Annotated in this window: 21 protein-coding genes; 4 read left to right on the forward strand and 17 right to left on the reverse strand. The window is 66.6% G+C overall.

What is annotated here, in order from left to right:
• Positions 1-124: 124 nt before the first annotated feature.
• From ACQI46_RS01075 to ACQI46_RS01085, 3 genes are read right to left on the reverse strand one after another with little or no spacing between them, the layout of a single operon-like run.
• A complete protein-coding gene (locus ACQI46_RS01075; protein ID WP_427092092.1) occupies positions 125-700 on the reverse strand; it encodes a TetR/AcrR family transcriptional regulator in 576 nt (191 codons plus the stop codon).
• A 55-nt stretch (positions 701-755) separates the two neighbouring features.
• A complete protein-coding gene (locus ACQI46_RS01080) occupies positions 756-1,268 on the reverse strand; it encodes a DUF3558 domain-containing protein (protein WP_427092093.1) in 513 nt (170 codons plus the stop codon).
• A gap of 1 nt (position 1,269) precedes the next feature.
• Positions 1,270-1,806, reverse strand: a complete 537-nt coding sequence (locus tag ACQI46_RS01085) for a DUF3558 domain-containing protein (protein WP_427092766.1) — start codon at positions 1,804-1,806, stop codon at positions 1,270-1,272.
• Between the two features lie 64 nt (positions 1,807-1,870).
• On the opposite strand from ACQI46_RS01085, the gene ACQI46_RS01090 reads away from it, so the two are divergent.
• The 3 genes from ACQI46_RS01090 to ACQI46_RS01100 are packed head-to-tail and all read left to right on the forward strand — an operon-like array spanning position 1,871 to position 3,754.
• Positions 1,871-2,242, forward strand: a complete 372-nt coding sequence (locus ACQI46_RS01090) for a DUF3060 domain-containing protein (RefSeq protein WP_427092094.1) — start codon at positions 1,871-1,873, stop codon at positions 2,240-2,242.
• A gap of 1 nt (position 2,243) precedes the next feature.
• Positions 2,244-2,645 (forward strand): DUF3060 domain-containing protein, encoded by a 402-nt coding sequence (locus ACQI46_RS01095; RefSeq protein ID WP_427092095.1) that lies wholly within the window; start codon positions 2,244-2,246, stop codon positions 2,643-2,645.
• 20 nt (positions 2,646-2,665) lie between these two features.
• Entirely contained in the window at positions 2,666-3,754 is a 1,089-nt protein-coding gene (locus ACQI46_RS01100) for a glycosyltransferase (RefSeq protein WP_427092096.1), read from the forward strand.
• Here the strand turns inward: ACQI46_RS01100 and ACQI46_RS01105 are convergent.
• The 6 genes from ACQI46_RS01105 to ACQI46_RS01130 all read right to left on the reverse strand — a co-directional run bounded on the left by ACQI46_RS01105 (position 3,751) and on the right by ACQI46_RS01130 (position 9,214).
• Positions 3,751-4,515, reverse strand: coding sequence for a crotonase/enoyl-CoA hydratase family protein (locus ACQI46_RS01105; RefSeq protein WP_427092097.1), 765 nt, complete (start codon positions 4,513-4,515; stop codon positions 3,751-3,753). The two genes, ACQI46_RS01100 and ACQI46_RS01105, sit on opposite strands and share 4 nt — an antisense overlap.
• Positions 4,512-5,225, reverse strand: a complete 714-nt coding sequence (locus ACQI46_RS01110) for a PaaX family transcriptional regulator C-terminal domain-containing protein (protein WP_427092098.1) — start codon at positions 5,223-5,225, stop codon at positions 4,512-4,514. Before ACQI46_RS01110 ends, ACQI46_RS01105 begins: the two co-directional genes overlap by 4 nt.
• A gap of 9 nt (positions 5,226-5,234) precedes the next feature.
• Entirely contained in the window at positions 5,235-6,860 is a 1,626-nt protein-coding gene (locus tag ACQI46_RS01115; RefSeq protein ID WP_427092099.1) for an acyl-CoA dehydrogenase family protein, read from the reverse strand.
• A 9-nt stretch (positions 6,861-6,869) separates the two neighbouring features.
• Entirely contained in the window at positions 6,870-7,886 is a 1,017-nt protein-coding gene (locus ACQI46_RS01120) for a phosphatase PAP2 family protein (RefSeq protein WP_427092767.1), read from the reverse strand.
• A 199-nt stretch (positions 7,887-8,085) separates the two neighbouring features.
• A complete protein-coding gene (locus tag ACQI46_RS01125) occupies positions 8,086-8,838 on the reverse strand; it encodes a deoxyribonuclease IV (protein WP_427092100.1) in 753 nt (250 codons plus the stop codon).
• A 238-nt stretch (positions 8,839-9,076) separates the two neighbouring features.
• Entirely contained in the window at positions 9,077-9,214 is a 138-nt protein-coding gene (locus ACQI46_RS01130; protein ID WP_427092101.1) for a hypothetical protein, read from the reverse strand.
• 226 nt (positions 9,215-9,440) lie between these two features.
• Between ACQI46_RS01130 and ACQI46_RS01135 the strand changes: the two genes are divergently transcribed.
• A complete protein-coding gene (locus ACQI46_RS01135) occupies positions 9,441-10,022 on the forward strand; it encodes a TetR/AcrR family transcriptional regulator (protein WP_427092102.1) in 582 nt (193 codons plus the stop codon).
• 423 nt (positions 10,023-10,445) lie between these two features.
• On the opposite strand, the gene ACQI46_RS01140 is transcribed toward ACQI46_RS01135, so the two are convergent.
• The 8 genes from ACQI46_RS01140 to ACQI46_RS01175 all read right to left on the reverse strand — a co-directional run bounded on the left by ACQI46_RS01140 (position 10,446) and on the right by ACQI46_RS01175 (position 18,311).
• Entirely contained in the window at positions 10,446-10,589 is a 144-nt protein-coding gene (locus ACQI46_RS01140) for a hypothetical protein (protein WP_427092103.1), read from the reverse strand.
• Positions 10,590-10,678: 89 nt separating this feature from the next.
• A complete protein-coding gene (locus ACQI46_RS01145) occupies positions 10,679-11,464 on the reverse strand; it encodes an enoyl-CoA hydratase-related protein (protein WP_427092104.1) in 786 nt (261 codons plus the stop codon).
• Between the two features lie 37 nt (positions 11,465-11,501).
• Positions 11,502-12,539 carry an acyl-CoA dehydrogenase family protein gene (locus tag ACQI46_RS01150; protein WP_427092768.1) on the reverse strand — a complete coding sequence of 346 codons (1,038 nt, stop codon included), beginning with the start codon at positions 12,537-12,539 and terminating at the stop codon, positions 11,502-11,504.
• A 2-nt stretch (positions 12,540-12,541) separates the two neighbouring features.
• Positions 12,542-13,675 carry an acyl-CoA dehydrogenase family protein gene (locus tag ACQI46_RS01155; RefSeq protein ID WP_427092105.1) on the reverse strand — a complete coding sequence of 378 codons (1,134 nt, stop codon included), beginning with the start codon at positions 13,673-13,675 and terminating at the stop codon, positions 12,542-12,544.
• Positions 13,676-13,870: 195 nt separating this feature from the next.
• Complete coding sequence (locus ACQI46_RS01160) at positions 13,871-14,851, reverse strand: LLM class flavin-dependent oxidoreductase (RefSeq protein WP_427092106.1); 981 nt, start codon at positions 14,849-14,851, stop codon at positions 13,871-13,873.
• Between the two features lie 76 nt (positions 14,852-14,927).
• Complete coding sequence (locus ACQI46_RS01165) at positions 14,928-15,395, reverse strand: hypothetical protein (protein ID WP_427092107.1); 468 nt, start codon at positions 15,393-15,395, stop codon at positions 14,928-14,930.
• A 184-nt stretch (positions 15,396-15,579) separates the two neighbouring features.
• Positions 15,580-16,695: an LLM class flavin-dependent oxidoreductase gene (locus ACQI46_RS01170; RefSeq protein WP_427092108.1), complete on the reverse strand. Its 1,116-nt coding sequence runs from the start codon at positions 16,693-16,695 to the stop codon at positions 15,580-15,582.
• 185 nt (positions 16,696-16,880) lie between these two features.
• A complete protein-coding gene (locus ACQI46_RS01175) occupies positions 16,881-18,311 on the reverse strand; it encodes a purine-cytosine permease family protein (protein WP_427092109.1) in 1,431 nt (476 codons plus the stop codon).
• Positions 18,312-18,574: the final 263 nt, after the last annotated feature.

Raw genomic sequence — 18,574 nt, forward strand, 5'->3', positions numbered from 1 at the left:
TGCAGGCTCCAGCTCATGGATCTTGAAGACAACCAAGAACCGCAAGCGCCCTATCTGCCAGGCACGACGGTCCACAATACCAGGGTGGTCGACCTCGACAAAACCCGTTGACCTGCGAGATCTCCTACCTGGACCGCATGCCGGCGGCCAGACGCATCACCATGTCGGTGAACACCACGTCAGTGTCGATCCCGGCCATCACCCCGGTCATCTCCAGCAGCACGAACCCGTGCATGGCCGACCAGAACTCCAGCGCGGCGTAGAACGCGGACTCCTGATCCAGACCGTACGCGGAGAGCACCGCGATGACGGGTGCGGCGGCGGCCTGGGTGGCTTCGGTGAACTCGGGGTCGTCGCCGCCGAGGGGCATCCGGGTGAACGCGGAGTACCGGCCCGGGTGGTGGTGGGCGTAGCTGCGATAGGCGCCGGCCATGACCGCGACGGCGTCGTCGGGGGTGCGGCCCTGCGCGACGTTGTTGAGCATGTCGATGATGTCGCCGACCACCCGCATCCGGACGGTTCGGCGGAGATCGTCGAGGCTGTGCACGTGGTTGTACAGCGACGGCCCCTTGGTGCCGAGCTGATTGGCCAGCGCGTTGATGGTCAACGCGTCCCAGCCCTCGCGGTCCAGGAACGTCAGGGCGGCGTTGACGATGGAGTCGCGACTCAGCTTCGCCGAACGCGGCGGCCGAGCTGCCATGTCCGCGTCCCCCTCGTATCGTCCTCAGCGGCCCCCGCTGGGCCAGCGAGAGACTCTAGTTCACCCGCTGTTGGGACAGTTGTGCGAGATCCTCGACGATCGAGCACAGATCTGGCAACGTCGCGGAATTCAGCGTCTGGATCGACCACGTGATGACGTCGCGTCCCTTGGCGACGTAGATGCTGCACGCGGTGTCGTCGTAGGCCTTGAATCCCTTGTTGCCGTCGATCGACAACTCGACCAGGGTGCGGCCGGCCGTGGACTCGAGTTCCCGCTCGGTGTCCATGTCGCTGCCGCGGTACCACCACGTGGAGATGCCCATGCCGACGCCGACGGTGCCGATCATGGTGTCCTCCTGCCAGAAGCACCCGGCGTCGGAGACCACCGCCTGCTGGTACATCGGCATGCCGACCGCGTCGTCGATGTCGGCGTCGGTGATGCCGTTGCAGTCCTGGCTGACGAATCCGCTTCCGGAGGCCGAGGTCGACTCGGCCGGCGGCTCCTCCCCGGCGCAACCGGCGAGGACCAGACAGATGGCGGCGATGCCCAGGGCCCTGTCGACGGGCACGTCACATGTCCGAGCGCAGCGTGGCCGTCAGCAGTTTCTCGGCGTCGACGCACGGCTCCCCGGCGTCGCGATCGCGGTACTGCACCCACCAGCTGACCACCCCGGATCCGGCGGAAGCGGTCGCCGAGCACGCCGCGCCGGTGATGTCGCGTCGCGCCGCAAAGGCTTGGCGCCGCTCCACGTCGAGGTCGGTGACGACGGCGCCGCGCTGCTCGGCCAGCGAGCGTTCGCGCTCGAGCACCCCGGTCTCGAACCAGGAGAACGTCACGTCGAGGGTCACCGGTTCGGCTCCGCGCAAGACCACGTACTGGCACACCGCTCCGCTGTAGGGCCGGGTCAGCTCGTTGGCCTCCAGGGTCGCCTGGACCGACGAGTCGTCCAGCAGACCGCAGTTGTCGTCGACGTAGCCGTAGCTGCGGGCCGCGTCGGTGGCCGCGTCGTCGCGCTGCGCGACGCCGTCGATCGTCTGCGCGCAGGCAACCCCGCCCGCCGCGGTGGCCACCACCGCGAGCAAAACGCCACCGACACGTCGTCGCATCATCACCGCTCACGCTACCGAGAGCACCTAGCCTCGGCATCTCGTGCCGTCGTAGGCTCTCACCATGAAGTCGACGTCGGCAGGACGGTTGCTCACCGTGGGTGCGCTGGCTGTTGCGGCGGTGTGCTCGGCCCCGACGGCGTCGGCCATCAACGGGGATACCCACATCACCGGCGTCGGACTCGTGGAGACCATCGAGTGCAACAACGCCACGGTGTTCGTCAACGGCGCGAACAATCAGGTCAACGTCCTGGGCAACTGCTGGGCGGTGACGGTTCAGGGGTCGTACAACACCGTCGTGGCCGACCACGTCGTCAACGACATCACCGTCTACGGGTTCAACCAGACCGTGTTCTACAAGTCGGGCGAGCCGATCGTGTGGGACCGCGGACGGGAACTGGGGATGACAAACCGGATCAATCGGGTACCCGCGTGACATGGTTCTACGTCGGTATGGAATTGCCGCGCTGTCGGCGCTGGCACTGACACTGACGGGTTGCGGCGCGACCAGCGAGGACACCAACACCCCGACCGCCACGGCGGGCACCTCGGGCGCGCAGATCGAGATCGGCAACACCATCAACTACGGATCTTTCGGCACCACCACCGAGATCGACTGCGCCGACGGCAAGTCCCTGAACGTCGGCGGCTCCAACAACACGCTGACGGTCATCGGCACGTGCGCCAACGTCAACATCGGCGGTTCGGACAACAGGATCACGTTCGACCGGGTGGACAGCGAGCTGTCGGTGGTCGGGTTGAACAACACTGTCACCTACCGCGACGGTGAGCCGCAGGTCAACGACACCGGCAACAACAACAGCATCAGCAAGGGCTGAATGCCGTACGTTCACAGGCGATGAACGTCCTCTTCGCGATGGTCGACGGCGGTGGAAATGTCGCTCCGCAACTGGCCGTCGCGAAGGCACTCCGTGATCGCGGCGCGAACATCCGGGTGATCGGCCACCGCGGGTTGCGAGAGCGGATCGAAGCCGCAGGCTTTCCCTTCGAACCTTTCACGGCAGGCACGCATCTCGACCCGACCGCGCAGCGTCGACTGGCCGCGATGATGGCCGACTTCACGCGGGTGGCTGCAGACCGGCAGATCGGTCCGTGCGTGAGGGAAGCGGCCCGCCGCCACCGTGCCGATGTCGTGGTGGTCGACATGATCCTGGTCGCCGCGATCAACGACGTCATCGACTCCGGCCTTCCCACCGTCGTTTTCGTGCACTGCTTCTATCGCGCCGTGCAGGACCTGGCCGCGGGGCCCGTCGGCTGGGCGCTGCGGATGCGCGGCATCGACCCGCTGGCCGCCCAGCACCGCGGTGTCGTACAGGTTGTTTCGGCACGTGCCGACCTCGACCCGGTGCGCGGGAACCCGGGGGTGTGCCACACCGGCGTGGTCTGGCAGGGCGCGCCGCGCGAATCCACCCCTGCGGCGACACCGCAGGTTCTGATCAGTCTGAGCACCAATGCCTTCGCCGGGCAACCTCAGATGCTGCAGCGCATCCTCGATGCGGTGGCTCCACTCCCGCTGGCGGCCACGGTGACGGTCGGACCGGGCATCGACGCGTCGGGGCTTCGGGTGCCGGCCAACGCCGAGGTGTACCCATGGCTGGACCACGACGAAGTACTGTCGACCGCTTCGCTGGTGATCGGTCACGGCGGGCACAGCACGGCGATGCGGGCGCTGTCGTTCTCGGTGCCCCAGATCGTGCTGCCGGCCAATCCGCTGATCGACCAGAAGGCGGTGGGCGCAGCTCTGCGCGATGTCGGCGCCGGACTGCTCCTGGGCAAACACGCGCCGGTGAAACGGATTCGGGCCGCCGTCGAGACCATGCTCCGCACCGACCGCTACCGCACGGCCGCGCAGCGGATGGGCGAGGGCATTCGCCGTAGCGATGGCTCCGACATCGCCGTCGACCAAATCCTCTCCGCCGCCGGCTAAGCCGGCGCCCCGTGACGGCCGGCGCCGCCGGCGAACCGCGCCGCGCCCTCGAGGGATTCCGCAGCAACCTTCGACAGGCTGCCGAACTCGAAGTCCATGGCCTGACGTTCGGGAAGGCCCCACTGGTTCAGCGTGGACATGCGGTCGGCGCGCAGGCACTGTTGCGGCAGCGCCGCCAGTTGCGCGGCCAGTTCCTCGGCACGCTCGCGGGCTTCGCCGGTGGGCACCACCCGGTTGGCCAGGCCGATCGCGAGCGCCTCGTCGGCGTGGACAGCGCGGCCGGTCAGGATCAGGTCCATCGCGCGGCTGTGCCCGATCAGCCGCGGCAACCGGACGGTGCCGCCGTCGATCAACGGCACGCCCCACCGGCGGCAGAACACGCCGAGTACCGCGTCCTGTTCGACGACCCGCAGATCGCACCACAACGCGAGTTCCAGGCCGCCGGCGACGGCGTAACCGCTCACCGCGGCGATGACCGGTTTGGACAACTCCATGCGGCTCGGCCCCATCGGGCCCGGCCCGGTGCGGTGCACAGGGTTGGACTCCGGCGTGCCGAACGCCTTCAGGTCGGCACCGGCACAGAACGTCCCGTTGTCGCCCCATAGCACCGCAACCGACGCCGAGTCGTCGCGGTCGAAGTCGTCGAACGCCGCGTGCAGCTCTGCCGCTGCTGGTCCGTTGACCGCGTTGCGGGCGAGCGGCCGGTTCATGATCACCGTGGTGACCGGACCGCTCTTCTCCACTCGCACTCCACCGCTCACGTCGCCTCCACCAATCTCAGTGCATCTCGTCGCGCCACCAGTTCGGCGGCGAAATCCTGGTACGCGGTGCGCAGCCGCTCCCCCGGCCACGCCTGCGGCAACAGCTCGTCGGGCAGTACCGGATCGGTGAGCAGATGCCGCACGATTGCGGCGGCGACCAGGAACCGCCCGGGAATGTCCTGTGCCTCAGCGATTTCGACCAACAGCCGGGTACCGTGATCGGCCCAGCCCGACAGATTCCACAGTTGCGCCGCCAGCCCGACGGGGTCGTCGTCGCGGACGCTCATCACCCGCACGTGCGCGGCGACGTCGTCGCCGAGCTCGATTTCGAGGTTGTCCGGCCGCAGCCAGAACCCCTCGCGCAGTTCACCGAAACGGCTGTCCTGCAGCGTGTTCCGCAGTCCGGCGCGGGTGCGGGCGTCCGCGCCGACGCTGGTGACCACCAGCGCGGCCCACGTGCCGTCCCAGGCACGTCGGCGCGGGTCGAGCGCGTCGTCCTGGCGGCGCTGCCGGGCCAGCAACCGGTCGGAGAGCCGGTAGCCGTCATCGGAGCGGACCAGGTCCCCGGCAGCGACCATGCGGGTCAACGCTACGCGCACGGTGGAGTCGCGCAGGCCGAAATCAGCGGTGAGAGCGACCAATTCGGCCGCGGTTGCCCACGCGGGGTGAGCGCCGAGCAGCACGCTGAGCACCACTGAGCGCGCCGTCATCCGCATTGATCAGCCCTTGACGAGCGCGCGTTCCAGAATCGGCGCCCGGTCCAGCCCGGTCGGCAACGTGCCATACGCGCCACCCCACTGACCGCCGAGCCGACTCGAAAGAAACGCCTCGGCCACCGCCGGATGGCCGTGGCGCACCATCAGTGCACCCTGCAGCGCCAAGGCGATGTCCTCGGTGACCTTGCGAGCGCGGTACTGAATGTTGTCGAGGTCGGTCAGCTGCGGTCGCAGCGCCTCGACGTGTGCATCGAGCCGTGCGTCGTGTCCCGCGACCGCGGCCAGCTCGTCGAACAGCACCTCGATGCACTCCGGGCGAGTGGCCATGGCGCGCAACGTGTCCAACGCGCTGACGTTGCCCGACCCCTCCCAGATGCCCATCAACGGCGCCTCGCGGTACAGCCGCGGCATGCCCGAATCCTCGACGTAGCCGTTACCGCCCAGGCATTCCATCGCCTCGGCCGCGTGCGGGGTGGCGCGCTTGCACACCCAGTACTTGGCCGCGGCCAGACCGATGCGGCGCAGCAGGGTTTCGCGTTCGTCGCCGCGGATGGCGCGATCGGTGGCGCCGGCCATGCGCATGGCGAGCATCGTCGCCGCCTCGGCTTCGACCGCCAGATCGGCCAGCACGTTGCGCATCAACGGTTGATCGAGCAGATACGCGCCGAATGCGCTGCGGTGCTGGGCGTGGTGCATGGCCCGCATCAGCCCGTTGCGCATGCTCGTCGCGCTGCCGAGCGTGCAGTCCAGCCGGGTCAGGTTGACCATCTCGATGATCGTCGGCACGCCGCGGCCTTCTTCGCCGACCAACCATGCGGTGGCGCCGTCGTATTCGACCTCGCTGGACGCGTTGGCGTGGTTGCCGAGTTTGTCCTTGAGGCGCTGCAGGAACATCCGGTTGCGGGTGCCGTCGGGCAGCACGCGTGGCAGGAGGAAGCAGCTGAGGCCGCCCGGAGCCTGGGCAAGCACCAGGAAAATGTCGCCCATCGGCGCGGAGGTGAACCACTTGTGCCCCGTGAGCCGGTAGCTGCCGTCGCCGGCGGGTACCGCCTGGGTGGTCCCCGCGCGGACGTCGGATCCGCCCTGCTTCTCGGTCATCGACATGCCGGCGGTGATGCCGGCCTTCGCGGTGGCCGGCTTCAGTTCCGGGTCGTAGACGCGGCTGGTCAGCAGCGGCTCGTAGACCGCGGCGAGGTCCGGGTTGTGGCGCAGCGCCGGCACCACCGCGTACGTCATCGAGATCGGGCAGACGTGCCCGGGTTCGGGCGTCCACACCGACATCTTGGCCGCGCGCACCACGTGCGCGCCGGCACGGTCGTCGGCCCACGGCGCGGCGTGCAGACCGTGACCGATCGCGGCCGTCATCAGCTCGTGGTAGGCGGGGTCGTACTCGACTTCGTCGATGCGGTGGCCGTAGCGGTCGTGGGTGTGCAGCACGGGCCGGTGACGGTCCGCCAGCTCACCCCAACGCTGCGCGCGTCGGCTGCCACCGAGCGCGCCCAGTTCGGTGACCTCGTCGACGCCCCAGTCGCCGCCCTCGCGGATCAGCGCCTCGGCCAGCACCGGCGACGCGGCCGGGTTGAAGTCCTCCAGCGGAGGGACCTGGTTGGTGACGGCGTGGGTGTCCATACCTCACTGTTACACCTTGGCGACGGTTGCACAAGATTCTGTAATAGCGTTGGTCCGCCGCTTTCGGCGGCGCTCGTAGCGGTTCAAGACGATCACCGCGGCCGCCGCGAACGCCCACCCCAGCAGGATGTCCACGACATAGTGCTCGGCGGTGTACACCAGCGTGAACGCCATGACCAGCACGTAGGCCACCAGCAGCGGGCGCCACCCCCGGTGCGCGCGGTGCCACAGGAACGCCGCGATCGCCGCCGTCATGCCGGCGTGCAGCGACGGGATGGCCGCCACCAGGTTGACGCTGGCCTGCCCCTGGTCGAGCAGCGCGGTCGCCGAATGCAGGTTGAGCTTGCCCCAGCCGCGCCCCACGATCCTTTCGATCCACGGGTTCGCGCCGTCCAGATGCGTCTGCATCGCACCGAGGATGCCGCCGTCGGGAACACCGCGCGCCGACCGGAACATGCACTTCGGATCAGACGGTCCCCCCTCCACGTCGACGGCGGTGCATCGGGCCGCCGCCCACGGCGGAGCGGCCGGCAGCAGGACGTAGACGATCAGCGCCGCGAAGTTCAGCCCGACGAACAGCCGGACGAACGCCTTCCACTCTTCGCGGTTGCGCAGCCACAGCACGGCGGCGACCACGTACGGAAGGATGAAGAACGACATGTAGACGCTGCTGATGACGACTTCCCACCACGGCGGGGTCGGCTCCTTCAGCCGTTCCTGCAGCCACACCGTCGGCATGACCCCGAAGAACATCCATCGGTCGGCGTCGGCCTGCCAATGCCACAGCGTCGGCCGGCCGACCATCGTCGCGGCGCCGCGGCTGAGGTCGTAGGCGATCAGCACCAGCGCGAACGGCAGCCAGTCCCGGATAACGTAGAGCATCCGCCGGCCCTGCCCGATGCTTGCAGCCAGCAGACCGGTGGCGATGTAGAGCAGCAGCAGCTCGCGGTTGAACGCCAACCCGTCGGTGATCGTCCGGTGGGTGACCACCGCTGCCCAGGCGATCAACGCCGCCCACCGAAGCATCCGCAGCCAGCGGGCGCGGCGGTCGACGAGGAGCTCGGGGTCACTGACGACGTGCGTCGGCGCGGGAGACGCCTCGTCAACGGACACCCAACGGCCTTTCGTCGCGGGAGCGGGGAATTCCCGGCGTAAGCCTAATTAACCACCGGGCAGGATTTCGTTCACGGTCCGTTTGGCTACCGAAGTGTGACCAAGCGCAAGCTCAGCGCACGTGCTCGCGCAGGAAGGCGATATCGTCCTTGCGGCCCTCGTCGGAGGTCTCACAGATCACCGGCGCGTCCGCGGCTTCGACCACGGCGACCAGCAGTTGCGGGTCGATCTGGCCGGAGCCGAAGTTGGCGTGACGGTCCGCGCCCGAGCCGGCCGCGTCGCGGGAGTCGTTGCAGTGCACCAGGTCGATGCGGCCGGTGATCGCCTTGATCCTGTCGACGGCGTCGATCAGCGCCTCACCGGCGGCCCAGGCGTGGCAGGTGTCCAGGCAGAAACCGATGCCCTTGTCGCCGATGTGGTCCCACAGCCGGGCGATGGTGTCGAAGTGGCGGGCCATCGCGTGGTCCCCGCCGGCGGTGTTCTCCAGATACACCGGCACGTCGGTCTCGAGGTAGTCCAGTGCCTTGACCCAGCGTTCGAAGCCGGCGTCCATGTCGTTGTCGTCGGCGTGGCCGCCGTGCACGATCACCGCGGCGGCGCCGACGTCGGCGGCCGCGTCGCACGTGTCCTGCAGGATCTTGCGCGACGGGATGCGGACCCGGTTGTTGGCCGAGGCCACGTTGATCAGATACGGCGCGTGCACATAGATCGGGATGGGCGAAGCCTTCAGGGTCTCGGCGTCCTCACGCGGCTTGGGCTTCTTCCAGCTCTGCGGATTGCCGAGGAAGAACTGCACCACGTCGGCGCCGTCGGCCTGGGCAGCAGCGAGGGGATCGTCACCGTGGACGTGAGAACCAATGAGCACGCAGCCGAGTCTAGGCGGGCCCAACAACACTGACGTCGATCGGACAACCTGCACACAATAGCCACACCACACTGAGCGCCCGGAGTGGTTCCACTCGTGGGTGAGCCCCCAGCGGTCCAGCGGGAACACCCGTCGGGGAAGGCGTCCCACCGTCACCAATGCCTCAACGAGACGTCGGATCCGTTGGCTCGGTTCATATTCCACTGCTTTCCATAGGCGGTGATCGCCCCCGGTCCAGTCAGATCAACCCAGCGAACGGCCGCAGTAGCACCCCCCACCGGCACCGGTCACCGTCCCATGCGTCGGTGACCAGGAGGTCGCCCTGCGGAAGCAGATTCGGCGAGATCACGTACACCATCGGGTCGAACGACCACAAACCATCCACCTGGTACCCAGCACCAGCTGACCCACGAACTCGTGTCCGTGTGTTCCCCAGGATGCGCGTGTCGTTTTCGGGGTCGGATCATCGGCGGCGACAAGGAGTCCGGCCCGCGCCAGGGACCGTTCCGACCGATAGGAATGTTAACTTGAGTAACCTGGATAGTCGGGATGGAGGAAGCATGCCCAAAGCGCGCGGTAAGCGAACCGGTACGACGCCGCATGTGCGCGATCCCGACGCGACGCGAGCCGCGCTGCTGAGCAGCGCGGTGAAGCTGTTCGCCCAACAGGGCTACGATGCGACGTCGGTGCAGCAGGTGGTCGACGACGCCAACCGCACGAAGGGCGCTTTTTACTACTACTTCGACAGCAAGGAAGACCTGCTCCAGCAGGTACACGACACCTCGGTCGACTATCAGCTCGAGTTGGTGCGCGAGGTGTTGGCGCGGGACGATCCGGCAGACGTCCTGCTCAGGGAGCTCGTGATAACGGTGCTGATGGAGCCGATGGAGGTATACAAGTCCGAGATCTCGGTCTTCATGCATGAACTCAGGCGCTTGTCCGGCGAAGGCTTCGAGGATGTCCTCGCCAAGCGCGACGAGTTCGAGCGGTGCGTTGTCGAAATCATCGAGCGGGGGGTCCGATCGGGCGTCTTCAAAGATTCTGGTCCGCCGCGCCTACTGGCGTTCGGAATCATCGGGATGTGCTCGTGGAGCCACACCTGGCTCAGGCCCGACGGAGACATGTCGCCACGGCAGATCGGCGAGATGTTCGCCGACATCTTGATCGACGGGCTCAAAGCCTGAACCGGCCAGCCCGTCTCAACGGTAGACGGGAAGGCGGCCACAGAGTAGCTCGGTGGCGCAGTGCGAGGCGTCACACGCCACTCGACGAAGGCTTCGATTCCTCCGTACTCCTCCGGTCGAGTGAATCCGTAGAGGGTGAACCAATGCGGGCTGAGCGGACTCGCCGAAGACGGCACGGCGACGACGCGTACGTCGTGGTTTACCTGGTCGGTGAGGTCAGCCGGCTCATAGTTCAACCGGTCGGCGGTGCTGCGGAGACTGTCCAGGGCGGCGCCGGCGCTCCAAGTGGTAGACAACCACCGATATGCCGCTGTCTGCCGTCCGGTACAACCGTCGGTATGCCGACCGCATCAGGCCACGCCAGTTGTACCCCAACGCCGGAACGAAGGCGACAAAGGTCGGGTCGCGCCGCTGCCTCTGTAACTACGCCAGCCCGCCCAGCGCCTGATGGTGTCGTTCCGGTGAGATGCCCACACGCTCGGCGGGTGGCAACTGCATCTTGCGCAAGAGGGAGTCAGCGGCGCTGATCAGATCATCGAGGACTCGCGCGTGGTCCTTGATGTCCATTTACCGTCCGCGCCGAGGACGCGAGTTGGAGCGTGCCGTACGGGCCGGAGACGCCCAACACCTTGACTCCGGCGAGGCGGCCCCCGGCATTACTGTCCGGGCGTGGGTATGGCCGGCTTGTCGGCCCAGGCCTTCGAGCCCTTGCGACCAAGCGACCACATCTGCACGCCCCGCTCGACCTCGACCGCGGCCGCCCAGGACATGCCCGAATCCAGTTCGATCGTCGCCGATTGCTTGACCCGACGGGCCAATTCGGGATCCGCCGCCGGCAGGCGACACAGGCCGAGCGCGGTGTCGAGCAGTTCGTCGGCGGGCACGGCAGCCCACGCGAAGCCACGGGCCACGGCGTCCGCACCGGAGAGCGCCGCCCCGAAGATTGCCATGGCGGCAGCCTGCTGATAGCCCATCGAGCGGCCAAGCATCCGCAGGTGGCCTCCGCCCGGGTGGATCTTGCGAGCCACAAAGCCGCTGTCCAACACGGCATCCGGCGTCACGAGCATGATGTCTGTCGCCATCGCCAGGTTCAGTCCGGCGCCGACCGCGCCGCCCTTGACCAGCGAAATCGTCGGCACCGGCAGCATCCCGACGCGTACGAACGACCCGTAGACCGCAGAGGTGCGGGCCACCGCTTCCTGCGACGCCGGCGCCTCCGACGAGGCCGCGAGGTCGCGGGTGTCGGCGCCACTGCAGAAGTAGTTGCCAGCGGAGTCGACAATCACCGCGCCGATCGACATGTCGGTCTCAACCATGTGGCAGAAGTCGGCGATCTGCTCGGTCATCGGCAGCGTGATCGCGTTCTTGCGGGTCGGGTTGTTCAGCGTCAGCCGGGCGATTCCGCTGTCGACGCTGACATCTACGCGCGCCTCGTCACTCACAGGCGGGGACTCCTTCTCTTCTGTGCCGACACGTCGGCTATTGCTGTCCTGTCACCAGTTGCCACAGGTCCTGCCCGCGAACGAGCTCACCCAGGCGCTGGTGCCAGTACCGTTCGTTGCCGTACTCTTCGCGCCACGCCCAGAGCCGGGTGGTCAGGGCGCCCAGGATGTGTTCCTGGGTGAAGCCGATGGCACCGTGTGCCTGATGGGCCGCCGCGGTGACCGGGCGCGATAGGATCGCGGTCTCCGCCTTCGCCGCGGCCACCAACATCGCCGCGGAGTCCGGGCCCTCGAGCATCGCCATCGTCGCCGCCGTCGCCGCGGTCTGCATCGCCGTGGCGTCGGCCGCCATCCTGGCGACGGCATGCTGAACGACCTGGAACTTCATCAGTGCCCGGCCGAATTGCACGCGCTCGGAGACGTATTGCGCGGTCTGATCCACGATGGCTGCGGCGACGCCGGCCGACGACACGGCTCGCGCGAGGGCGCTACGCAGTTCCCACGCCGTGACGTCGGATTCCGACACGTCAGCCGACGCGACCGCTGTCACGTGTTGCAGCGTCACCAGATCGCGTGGCTCGTTGGCGAGATTCTCCCCGGGGGTGACGGTGACTCCGTCCGCGCTCAACGAGATCACGTGCAATGCCGGCTGGGCACCCGGCACCAGCAGCACCAGTGACTCGCAGTCACGCGCGAACGGCACACGTTCGGCCTGCCCGCTGAGCGCTCCATCCTCGAGTGTCACCGCAGCTCGGGCGGCCGTGAACGGACCACTCGGTACGTCGACGCCCGCCTGGCCGAGGGCGGGCGCGGCGACGAACGCCGCCTCGGCGAACGGAACCCGCACGGTGGTGAGTTCGGCCAAGACGGTCGCGGCGTCGAGGAGATCACCGTCGGAACCCCCGACGGCTTCGGGTGCGCACAGCCCGATGAAGCCGAGCTTTTCCAGCTCATCCCAGAGGCCGCGATCCAGCGACGGATCCGGATGGGCGTCGACCGCGAGGTGCGTCGCGGCCACTCCCCGCGCGGTATCGCGAAGGTCCTCGAGGTGTTCGTGCGTGTCGGACATGTTCATGGTCACGCCAGTCCCTTCGCGACGATCGAGCGGAGAACTTCATTCGTGCCGCCACGCAGGGTGAAGGCGGGGGTATGCCTGACACCGTCGACGAGAAGTTTGTCGAAAGGCGTTGTACCACTACCGGGTTCGGTCATTGCCATGCGGCGGATCGTCTCAACCAGGTCGCCTTCGTACGTCGTGCCCAGATCCTTGACCAGGGCGGCTTCGACGGCGGGCTGCTTGCCGGCGGCGAGTTGACGTGCCACGCCGAGCGACATCTGCCGCAGGACGAGCAACCGGGACACCAGCCGGCCGAGCTCCAGCGTCGCAGGCGCATCCTCGGCGTCGACTTCCCGCGCCCACGCCGCGAGCAGCGGGAAGGGGCTCAGCAGGCGTTCGGGTCCCGATCGTTCCGTGGCGAGCTCCCCCGTCACCTGACGCCAGCCCGCGCCGCGGATGCCCAGCAGCGCGTCGGCTTCGAGGATGGCGTCGTCGAAGACCACTTCGTTGAAGTGGTGCTCGCCGTCGACGGTGATGATCGGGTTGACCGTGATGCCAGGATTCGGCAGATCCACCACGAACTGGGACAGACCCTGGTGCCGTTCACCCTCGTCGGTGCGGACGAGCACGATCATGTTGGTGGCGACGTGCCCCGACGTCATCCACAATTTGGTGCCGCTGACCCGCCAGCGGTCGCCGTCCTGTATCGCTCGGGTACGCACCGACGCCAGATCGGAGCCGGAGTCCGGCTCGCTCATGCCGATGCCGAAGAAGCGTTCGCCCCGCGCGATGCCGGGCAGGTACTTGTGCTTTTGCTCTTCGGTGCCGTGGCTGAGGATCGAGGGCGCCATCTGCCGATCAGCGATCCAGTGGGCGGCAACCGGTGCGCCGTGCGCCAGCAATTCCTCGGTGACGACAAACCGCTCCAGTGCGGTGCGGCCGTGTCCGCCGTACTCGATGGGAATGGTCATGCCAAGCCAGCCCCGCTCGGCGAGGCGGCGGCTGAAACCGATGTCGATACTGGACTGCCACGAATCGGCTTTGGGCACGAAATCGCCGTTGGCGATGGACTCTCGCAGAAAGGCTCGAACGTCGGCGCGTAGCTCGCGCAGCTCCGTCGTCCCCACGGATGCGGGCACCAATGTCGTTCGCACGGATGTTCCTCTCTGCCGCCGGGTCACGGTGCCGCAGGCAGTGAGTCAAGCTTCTCGCGACGACGGCCGACAACGAAGTCGGGCCGTTATCCGGAGCGCTCACCGTGACACCTACGTACCGGTCGGTATGGGGAGAATCTAGCACACGCACCGTGTGCGTCAAGAGCGCTCGCAGCCGCTGCGAATCGCCCTCGGTCAGGCGAATATCCGTCCGAGCGCCTCGATGGTCCGCACGCTCTGTTCGATCGGCAGGCCGAGCCACTGCGTACGCATGAGAAACTGGTCGACACCCAAAGTCTCTGCAAAACAGGCGATTTCGTCGGCCACCGACGCCTCGTCCCCGATCAGGAATCGGTCGGCCGCATATTCCTCGAAGCTGAGGACCTCATCGACGCGCGAGTCGCTCACCGACCCCCATGATGAATACGCCTGGTACTTGGCCTGCAGCGCGGGTCGGCACTCCTCGAGCGCCGATTTGCGACTCGACCCGATATAGCACTCCCGGGTCAGCACGGCCGGTGACTCCGCGGGCTTGCCTGCGTCGGCCAACGACTTGCGGTACACCGCAACCTGTTCTGCGAGTTGCGGTAGCGCGGCCATCGGCTCGATCAGCCATCCATCACCCAATCGTGCGGCCCGGTCGATCGCGACATCGGCCATGGCGGCGATGTAGATCGGTGGCCCGCCTTTCTGGACGCATCGCAACCCGACGCCGGCATCCGTCACCTGATAGTGCTTGCCGGAGAACGTCACCCGGTCCTCTGTCCAGAGGCGCCGGATCAACTGAACGCTTTCGGACATACGTGACGCCCGCTGCGTTCTCGAGACTCCGAAGGCCTCGAATTCCTCCGGCCGGGAGCCGAGACCGACCCCGAGAACGGCCCGTCCTCCGCTGAGCACGTCGAGTGTCGCCCATTCCTCCGCGACCAACGTCGGGTTGAGCAACGGCAGGATCAAGATGTCCATGCCCAACCGCATGTCGCCGGTTTCGGCGATCAGGTAGCCGAGCAACGTGAACGGTTGCATCATCTGCATCGGCGCGGTCAGGTAGTGATGCGGCAGCCACACCGAGGTGAATCCCGCGTCCCGCGCGCCCCGCGATTGGGCTGTCACGTCGTCGACCGACGCGCGCTCCTCCCGCCGCCACTGCGTGTTCAGAAAGAGTCCGACATCCACGTCGCTCGTCCGCCCTTCTCCATGACCGGTGTCTCGGTTGGCGCCATTCCGCTCGTCCAGTGCGGACGCGGCGCTGCTAGCGGCCGTTGAGGTCGACGACGGCGCCCATCAGGTCGTGCTCCTGCAACCAGGGGATGGTTTCTTCCAGAATGAGCGTGGGCCTGTCCGACCGCGGCACCGGCGATATCACGACACCGTCGGCCACCTCTGCAGCAGCGACATCGGCGATCAAACCGGCGAGGCCGATCGGGGTTCCCACATAACGGACCGTCGACGCTTCCGGCACGTTGCCGGACCCCGCCAGCTTCGCGAGCGCGAGCGGATATGTCTCGGCGACGACCGCTTCGATCTCGAGTAGAACCAACGGCGAATCCGGTACGGAGGATCGGATCCTACGGCGCTCGCGCTGCGCCGTCGCCAGGTCGGGCGCATGGAGAACGATCGGTCTTGCGCGCGATACCGGACCCCGGCCGGTAAATTGGAATGCCTTGCTCGACAGGGTCGTTCCACAGTCGCGGTGGACCTCGGCGAGAGTGCGGGCCATGTGTTACCCCTCGGTCGGACGGTCTTCGTTGTCGAAGGCCTCCTCTACGACGCTACGGCGCGGTGCCCGGGTAAGGGGTCGACCAACCGGCGCAAATCCACGACCGTTCTTCGTCCACCTCGACGAGCTGCGTCAGATGGGCATTCGAGACCGAAGCGCGCAACGGACGATTGTGGCCGGCCGATCAGGACACGGCGGCGACCATGGTTCCATACTTGACACCGAGGTCCCCGCCCACGTCGTAAGCCTTGAGCGCGGGCACCACGTGCTTGGAGATGAGGTCGAAGTTCTTGTCGGCAACGGCCCTCGGCATCCCGCCGTAGGACGGCACGATGGCGACCCCGCCGGCGTCGATCCGATCGACGTAAGAAATCAGCTTTTCGACCACCTGGTCGGGGGTGCCCCAGACCTGGAGATCGGCCAGGAAGTTGGCGAAACCGTCCACACCGTGCTTTTCGATGTTGCGGGCCAGATTGCCGTAGTACTCGTAGCCCTCGATCTTCTCGAATCCGACGTTGTCGAACTCGTAGTGCCCGACGGTCGACAGCGCGTAGCCCTTGAGGTATCGATCCCGCATCTCCTGCGCCTCAGCTTCGGTTTCCCCGACACCGACGTAGATCATGATGAGGGGTTTGGGCGGCTCCTCACCACGCAGTTCGTTGTAGCGAGCACGGTACGTGTCGAGGTCCTTCTGAACTGTCGGCCAAGGCTTTTGAGCGATCACCATCAGGCCCACCCCGAGCCGCGCCATGATGTCCATGGATTCGGGCGAGACGGCCGAGGCGAACGTCCGCCCCTGGAATGACGCGTAAGGTTCGGGGCGGATCTCGCAGCGCGGTTGCTTGTAGAGTTCACCGTCGTACTCCATGACGCCGGTCTCGAGAGCGTTCAGAATGGCTTCGGAGTACTCGACGAAGCGCCGACGCGACTCGCCCATCTCCAGACGGAAAGCATCGAATTCCACCCGTCCCAGCCCGCGACCCAGGCCCAGAAGGGCACGGCCCTGCGTGAGATTGTCGAGCACGGTGAATGATTCGGCGGTGCGGATCGGGTCCTGCCACGGCAACACGCTGACCGCAGTCCCCAAGCGCAACGTCTCGGTCTGACCGGCGATCCAGGCCAGCAACTGCGGTACATTCGGCGTCACCATGTAGTCAGTGAAGTGATGCTCCGGCATCCACAGGGAGTCGAAGCCCATCTTCTCCGCCAACTGCGCATACCGCAGTTCGCCGGCCATGACCTCCCGGTCAGGTTGGGCGTGACCCAAGTTCTGGATGTTCAGGTTCAATCCGGTATGCATCTCATCCCACCTGCCTTGCCTTCTTTGTCGCCGGCATTCTTCCGACCGGTCGGTTTGTTGATATCACATTACGGCGATGAAGCGAAAACGTAAAGGGGCTAGGCATTTTTGCTTCTCAAGGCGGACAAATGCGCCAAACGGGGCGCCCCGACGCGCACATCGCGTCGGGAGCGTCCCGCGTCCGATCAGGGCGTCACCGCCACCTTTTCCACGCCCGAGTCGTCGCCGTCCTTACGGACTGGTTCGTCACCCAGGCGGGCGATGAACCCGCGGCGGGCCGGGTAGCGGCTCATGTTCCACAGGTACAGGGCGGCGGCGAGCACCAGGCTCACCAACCAGGCGATGTCCATGCCGCCCAAGGGCTCGACGAACGGTCCCACGTACATCTCCGTACTCATGAACGGTACCGACACCACAATCGCGATCAGGTAGGCCGACATGGCGCGCCAGTCGATTCCGGCGTACCGCCCAACGGGGTCGAAGATGTCGGGTATCGAGTAGCGCTCCTTGCGCACGAGGTAGAAGTCCACGAGATTGATCGCCGTCCACGGGACCATGAAGTAGCCGAGGATCGCAATGAACGCGGTAACGTTGCCCAGGAAGTTCTCGCGCCCGAGGACAGCAAGGAGCATTGCGGTGAGACCAATGAGAGTCATGCCAGCGGCCTTGACCGGGAAAGTGATTCGCACCTTGACAAATGTCGTCACCACCGTGATCGCCGACATGAAGCAGGCGTAGACACCGAGCCCGGGCGCGGCCGTGTTGCTGATGATCATGATCAGCAGGAACAGCGGAATGGCGAATCCGGCCTGGGCGACGATGAAGTCGGGGTTTCCACCGGCGAAAGCGTCGGTAGCCGCGGCCGCAGCGATAGCGCCGAACGAGAACGTCCATACGCAGGCGGTCACCGTGCCGGCGAAGGTGAACCAGAAGGTCTTTTTCACCGAGGTCTCTTCGGGCAGGTACCGCGAGTAGTCGGCGACGTACGGTGCATAGCAGAGCTGGAAGGTCACCATGATCGCGACCGAGAGCACGAACATGCCCCAGGAGAACTCTCCCGCGGAGGTGTCACCGAAGCCGTAGTTGCGCAACAGGTTGAAGGTCATGACCACGAAGGCGATGCCGGCGATCAGCGAAACCCATTTCTGGCACACGTGCAGGATCTTGTAGCCGAAGATGGGGAGCAGGATGATTCCCACCGTGCCCAGGACGATGCCGACATCCACGCTCACGCCGAGGAGGCTGCTGAGCATGTACCCGGTCAGCACCAGACACGCGGCGTTGAAACCGGCGAACATGATGAACACGACGACCATGGGCAGGGTCGCACCCACATAACCGAACTGCGCCCGGCTCTGAATCATCTGCGGGATACCCAGTTTCGGCCCCTGTGCCGAGTGCAGTGCCATGAGGGCACCGCCGATGACGTGGCCGACGACGATCGACATGATCGCCCAGTGGACCGGCAGGCCGAGGAAGATCGGAACCGCACCGTATGCGACGTTGGACACCTGCATGTTGTTCGCGAACCAGAGCGTGAATTGATGACGGACACTTCCGTAACGCTCGTTCGCCGGGATCTGGTCGATCGACCGCTGCTCGATGAGCTGGCTCATCGGACCGCCCCTGCCGAGCTGTTGATCCGGACGCCATCGCGACACCCGGCCCGAGTGGTGGGCACAGTTTCCTCCTGTTGATTCTTGATCCACGAGGGATGGCGCCGTCGCCAACCCGGACTGGTGTGCTGCTCGGCCGTCTCGCGAAGCGAGCCGACGTTGCGCAGCGTCCTCCGAAACCGTCTCCGTCCATGGCGGTCCCGCAGTTCGAATGTCGTGGCAATCCTGGGGGTCGTCCCGCGGTGTCACACATCGCTCCGCAT

The sequence above is a fragment of the Mycobacterium sp. SMC-4 genome (assembly GCF_050205565.1).
Taxonomy (GTDB): domain Bacteria; phylum Actinomycetota; class Actinomycetes; order Mycobacteriales; family Mycobacteriaceae; genus Mycobacterium.

Bases quoted from the DNA above. Each gene is read 5' to 3' on its own strand.
- ACQI46_RS01140 (WP_427092103.1), bottom strand. From the start codon at position 10,589: ATGGACATCAAGGACCACGCGCGAGTCCTCGATGATCTGATCAGCGCC.
- ACQI46_RS01075 (WP_427092092.1), bottom strand. From the start codon at position 700: ATGGCAGCTCGGCCGCCGCGTTCGGCGAAGCTGAGTCGCGACTCCATC.
- ACQI46_RS01150 (WP_427092768.1), bottom strand. From the start codon at position 12,539: ATGAACATGTCCGACACGCACGAACACCTCGAGGACCTTCGCGATACC.
- ACQI46_RS01170 (WP_427092108.1), bottom strand. From the start codon at position 16,695: ATGCATACCGGATTGAACCTGAACATCCAGAACTTGGGTCACGCCCAA.
- ACQI46_RS01120 (WP_427092767.1), bottom strand. From the start codon at position 7,886: ATGCTTCGGTGGGCGGCGTTGATCGCCTGGGCAGCGGTGGTCACCCAC.
- ACQI46_RS01100 (WP_427092096.1), top strand. From the start codon at position 2,666: ATGAACGTCCTCTTCGCGATGGTCGACGGCGGTGGAAATGTCGCTCCG.
- ACQI46_RS01110 (WP_427092098.1), bottom strand. From the start codon at position 5,225: ATGACGGCGCGCTCAGTGGTGCTCAGCGTGCTGCTCGGCGCTCACCCC.
- ACQI46_RS01090 (WP_427092094.1), top strand. From the start codon at position 1,871: ATGAAGTCGACGTCGGCAGGACGGTTGCTCACCGTGGGTGCGCTGGCT.
- ACQI46_RS01085 (WP_427092766.1), bottom strand. From the start codon at position 1,806: ATGCGACGACGTGTCGGTGGCGTTTTGCTCGCGGTGGTGGCCACCGCG.
- ACQI46_RS01115 (WP_427092099.1), bottom strand. From the start codon at position 6,860: ATGGACACCCACGCCGTCACCAACCAGGTCCCTCCGCTGGAGGACTTC.
- ACQI46_RS01095 (WP_427092095.1), top strand. From the start codon at position 2,244: ATGGTTCTACGTCGGTATGGAATTGCCGCGCTGTCGGCGCTGGCACTG.
- ACQI46_RS01165 (WP_427092107.1), bottom strand. From the start codon at position 15,395: ATGGCCCGCACTCTCGCCGAGGTCCACCGCGACTGTGGAACGACCCTG.
- ACQI46_RS01175 (WP_427092109.1), bottom strand. From the start codon at position 18,311: ATGAGCCAGCTCATCGAGCAGCGGTCGATCGACCAGATCCCGGCGAAC.